The sequence below is a fragment of the Rhodococcus sp. ENV425 genome, from assembly GCF_002887785.1.
Classification (GTDB): domain Bacteria; phylum Actinomycetota; class Actinomycetes; order Mycobacteriales; family Mycobacteriaceae; genus Rhodococcus; species Rhodococcus aetherivorans.
On sequence record NZ_PCZU01000038.1, the window covers coordinates 1 to 4,174 of the forward strand.

The window sequence follows — 4,174 nt, forward strand, 5'->3', positions numbered from 1 at the left end:
GCACGTCGCCAACGCCGCCCGCGTCGCCGAATTCCTCGACGGTCGCCCCGAGGTCACCTCCGTCGCCTACGCCGGCCTGCCCTCCTCCCCCTGGTACCGGCGCGGCCGGCAGCTCGCCCCCCGCGGCACCGGCGCCATCGTCACCTTCGAACTCGCCGGCGGCGTCGACGCCGGCAAGAAGTTCGTCGACGCACTGACCCTGCACAGCCACGTCGCCAACATCGGCGACGTCCGCTCGCTGGTCATCCACCCCGCCTCCACCACCCACTCCCAGCTCACCGCCACCGAGCAACTCGCCGCCGGCGTCACCCCCGGCCAGGTCCGCCTCGCCGTGGGCATCGAAGGCATCGACGACATCCTCGCCGACATCACCACCGGCCTCGAGGCGGTCGCGTCTTGACGGCGCGCGTCGACCGGCGCCACGTGGAGCTGCCGCCGGAGGACGGCCGTCTGGGCACGGTCGACATCGGGCCGCTGGCGCTGGAGAGCGGCGCGACCCTGCCCGACGTGACGGTGGCGGTGCAACGGTGGGGCAGGCTGTCGCCGACCCGCGACAACGTCGTCCTCGTCGAACACGCCCTCACCGGGGACTCGCACGTGACCGGCCCCGCCGGGCCCGAGCACCCGTCGCCGGGCTGGTGGTCCGGGATGGTCGGTCCCGGTGCGCCGATCGACACCGACCGGTGGTGCGTCGTGGCGACGAACGTGCTGGGCGGCTGCCGCGGCACCACCGGGCCCGGTTCGACCGCCCCGGACGGCAAGGCGTGGGGCTCCCGGTTCCCCGGCATCACGGTGCGCGACCAGGTCGCCGCCGAGGTCGCCCTCGCCGACGCGCTCGGCATCGATAGGTTCGCCGCCGTGACCGGAGGGTCCATGGGCGGCATGCGGACGCTCGAATGGATCGTCGGATATCCGGAACGGGTGCGGGCGGCCCTGGTCCTGGCGGTGGGCGCCCGCGCCACCGCCGACCAGATCGGCACCCAGACCACGCAGATCGCCGCAATCACCGCCGACCCGGACTGGCAAGGCGGGGACTACTACGGAACCGGACGGGTGCCGCGGGCCGGACTGGGCATCGCACGGCGGATCGCGCACCTGACGTACCGGACCGAGGGCGAGCTCGACACCCGCTTCGCCAACTCCCCCCAGGGGAGTGAAAACCCTTGGAACGGTGGCCGATACGCGGTGCAGAGCTACCTGGAGCACCAGGCCGACAAGCTCGTCGCCCGCTTCGATCCCGGTACCTACGTGGCGCTCACCCAGGCGATGAACCGGCACGACGTCGGGCACGGCCGGGGCGGCGTGGCCGCCGCGCTCGGATCCACCCCGGTGCCGACGATCGTCGCCGGCGTGGACTCCGACCGCCTGTACCCGCTGCGGCTGCAGCAGGAGATCGCCGACGGGCTGCCCGGCTGCGACGGGCTGCGCGTCCTCGAGTCCCGGGACGGTCACGACGGCTTCCTCACCGAGGCCGACGCCGTCGCCAAGCTCCTGTCCGAGCTCGTCACCCTCGCGCGGGGCTGAGAACCGCGTGCCGCCGGGCCGCCGAGGCCCGGCGGTTCAGCCGGTGCCGAGAGGATCGATCGAGACCGCCAGGGCGATGATGAGACCGCCCACCACGAGGAGCGCGGACACGTCGAAGGTCCGGCTGCGCACGGCGAGCACGCCGACCAGGTCCTCGGGCACCCACAGGCGCAGCAGGCCGGCGAGCAGGGTGGCGCTGCCGAAGACGAACGCACCGCGGCGCCACCGATCCGCCACGACGAGGATCACCGCCGCGGCGATGACGACCGTCACCGCCAGCAGGGGCAGATTCCGCCGGGCCAGACGCACCCAGCGCTCCGCGCCGGCCAGTTGCACCACCGGGTCAGCGGCCGGCGAGCTGTTCGGCTCGCTCGACCACGTTCGCCAGCAGGAACGCACGGGTCAGGGGGCCGACGCCGCCGGGATTGGGCGAGAGGAACCCGGCGACCTCGCGGACGTCGTCGGCGACGTCGCCGCGCAGGCCCTCCGGCGTCCGGCTCACACCCACGTCCAGGACCGCCGCACCCGGCTTGACCATGTCGGCGGTGATCAGTCCCGGCACACCGGCGGCGGCGACGACGATGTCCGCGCGCCGCACCTCCGCGGCGAGATCCTTCGTGCCGGTGTGGCAGAGGGTCACGGTGGCGTTCTCGCTGCGCCGGGTGAGCAGCAGCCCGATCGGCCGGCCGACGGTGACGCCGCGGCCCACGACGGCCACGTGGGCACCCGCGATCGGAACCTCGTAGCGGCGCAGCAGGTGCACGATGCCGCGCGGGGTGCACGGCAGCGCCGCCTCCTTGCCGAGGACGAGGCGCCCGAGGTTGATCGGGTGCAGCCCGTCGGCGTCCTTGTCGGGGTCGATCCGCTCGAGCGCGGCGTTCTCGTCGAGGTGCTTCGGGAGCGGCAGCTGCACGATGTAGCCGGTGCAGGCGGGGTCGGCGTTCAGCTCGTCGATGACAGCCTCGAGCTCCTCCTGCGTCGTAGCGACGGGCAGGTCGCGGCGGATGGAGGTGATGCCGACCTTGGCGCAGTCGTTGTGCTTGCCGCGCACATACGCCGCGGATCCCGGGTCGTCGCCGACGAGAACGGTGCCGAGGCCGGGGGTGATGCCCTTCGCCTTCAGCGCGGCCACGCGGGCCTTCAGGTCCTCGAAAATCTCGTCGCGGGTCGCTTTGCCGTCCAGGATCGTCGCAGTCACGACCGCCATTGTCTCAGGTCGTCCAGCCGGGGCGGAGACAGCCTCACCACAGCCGGTCCCGCCCCGGGCCGGGCACGCCGCATCGGCGACTCGGTCGGACGGCCGCGCGCGACGGTCCGACCCGGAAGCGGCTGCCGGCGAACGACCCGGAGACACCGACTGGCAAGCTGGATCGGTGTTCCGAGTGATGTTCCACGAGCCGTGTATCCCGCCCAACACAGGCAATGCGATCCGCATGGTCGCCGGGACCGGATGCGAGCTGCATCTGGTGGAGCCGCTCGGATTCGATCTCTCCGAACCCAAGCTGCGGCGCGCCGGCCTGGACTACCACGATCTGGCGTCGGTGTCCGTGCACAAGAACCTCGAGGCCGCCTGGGCCGCGCTGCGGCCGGAGCGGGTGTACGCGTTCACCGCGCACGCGAACGTGTCGTACGCCGCGCTCGAGTACCGGCCCGGTGACGTGTTCCTCTTCGGGCCGGAACCGACCGGACTGTCCGACGAGGTGCTCGCCGACCCGCACGTCACCGCCACGGTGCGGATTCCGATGCTGCCGGGCCGGCGCTCGCTGAACCTGTCGAACGCGGCGGCGGTGGTCACGTACGAGGCGTGGCGCCAGCACGGCTTCGCGGGCGCGGTCTGAGCCGGTCCGGCAGCGAACCCATCCACTCCGGTGGCCGCTCCGAATGCCCACCGACGCCGCGTGCGGAGCCTCGTCGTGGGGAAACGCCGCAACTGTGGGAACGTGGAACGGGGAGGTGAGACGTCGTGACTCTAGTCGTGCTGGTCGACCGCGACGGTCGGGAAGTCGGGACGGCCGAGAAGGTGGCGGCGCACCGCCCCCCGGCCCCGCTGCATCGCGCATTCTCGGCATTCCTGCTCGATGCCGACGACAACGTGCTGCTGCAGCGCAGAAGCCTGGACAAGTACCACTTCGCCGGCCTGTGGGCCAACAGCTGCTGCGGACATCCGCTGCCGGGCGAGAGCGTGCTCGACGCCGCGGCCCGGCGCAGCTGGGACGAACTGGGCGTGCGCCCGTCGGACCTGCAGGAGGTGGCCTCGGTCGTCTACTCCGCCCACGATCCGGACTCGTCGCTGATGGAGCACGAGTTCGACCACGTGGTCGTCGGACGCGTCACCACGGCTCCTCGTCCCGTTCCGAGCGAAGTGGCCGAGGTGCGGTTCCAGTCCCTCGCCGAGGTGGTACGCGAGGTGGAACAGACCCCGCAGGTGTTCGCGCCCTGGATGCCGCATGTCCTCGGCGCGGTGCTGCCGGCGCTGACCCGATAGGCCGTCAGCCGGCGGGCACGTCCGTGGCGGTGGCCCGCATCCGGGCCACACCGGCCCGGATGCGGGCCCGGACCGTCGCGACGGGCAGATCGAGGCGCTCGGCGATCTGCCCGCAGGTCATTCCCTCGTAGTAGGCGAGATACAGCGGCTCACCGTGCCCGCACC

7 protein-coding genes are annotated in these 4,174 nt (G+C 72.5%); 4 read left to right on the plus strand and 3 right to left on the minus strand.

The window, feature by feature from the left end:
- Together CQZ88_RS02600 and CQZ88_RS02605 are read left to right on the plus strand one after the other, a co-directional pair.
- A partial coding sequence (locus tag CQZ88_RS02600) for a PLP-dependent transferase (protein WP_180986931.1) occupies nucleotides 1-400 on the plus strand: 400 nt, incomplete at its 5' end.
- Nucleotides 397-1,524 (plus strand): homoserine O-acetyltransferase, encoded by a 1,128-nt coding sequence (locus CQZ88_RS02605; protein ID WP_029544736.1) that lies wholly within the window; start codon nucleotides 397-399, stop codon nucleotides 1,522-1,524. The genes CQZ88_RS02600 and CQZ88_RS02605, both read left to right, overlap by 4 nt.
- A gap of 36 nt (nucleotides 1,525-1,560) precedes the next feature.
- On the opposite strand, the gene CQZ88_RS02610 is transcribed toward CQZ88_RS02605, so the two are convergent.
- Nucleotides 1,561-1,863, minus strand: a complete 303-nt coding sequence (locus tag CQZ88_RS02610; protein ID WP_029544738.1) for a DUF3017 domain-containing protein — start codon at nucleotides 1,861-1,863, stop codon at nucleotides 1,561-1,563.
- Between the two features lie 4 nt (nucleotides 1,864-1,867).
- Nucleotides 1,868-2,722 carry a bifunctional methylenetetrahydrofolate dehydrogenase/methenyltetrahydrofolate cyclohydrolase gene (locus tag CQZ88_RS02615; protein ID WP_180986932.1) on the minus strand — a complete coding sequence of 285 codons (855 nt, stop codon included), beginning with the start codon at nucleotides 2,720-2,722 and terminating at the stop codon, nucleotides 1,868-1,870.
- Between the two features lie 175 nt (nucleotides 2,723-2,897).
- Here CQZ88_RS02615 and CQZ88_RS02620 point away from each other — a divergent pair, with 175 nt between their 5' ends.
- Nucleotides 2,898-3,362, plus strand: coding sequence for a tRNA (cytidine(34)-2'-O)-methyltransferase (locus tag CQZ88_RS02620; protein ID WP_029544742.1), 465 nt, complete (start codon nucleotides 2,898-2,900; stop codon nucleotides 3,360-3,362).
- Between the two features lie 125 nt (nucleotides 3,363-3,487).
- On the plus strand, nucleotides 3,488-4,009 hold the full coding sequence (gene idi, locus CQZ88_RS02625; RefSeq protein ID WP_044476485.1) for an isopentenyl-diphosphate Delta-isomerase: 522 nt from the start codon (nucleotides 3,488-3,490) through the stop codon (nucleotides 4,007-4,009).
- Between the two features lie 4 nt (nucleotides 4,010-4,013).
- Here idi and CQZ88_RS32350 read toward each other — a convergent pair whose 3' ends face one another.
- Nucleotides 4,014-4,154 (minus strand): sigma factor-like helix-turn-helix DNA-binding protein, encoded by a 141-nt coding sequence (locus CQZ88_RS32350; protein ID WP_374703803.1) that lies wholly within the window; start codon nucleotides 4,152-4,154, stop codon nucleotides 4,014-4,016.
- Nucleotides 4,155-4,174 lie beyond the last annotated feature (20 nt).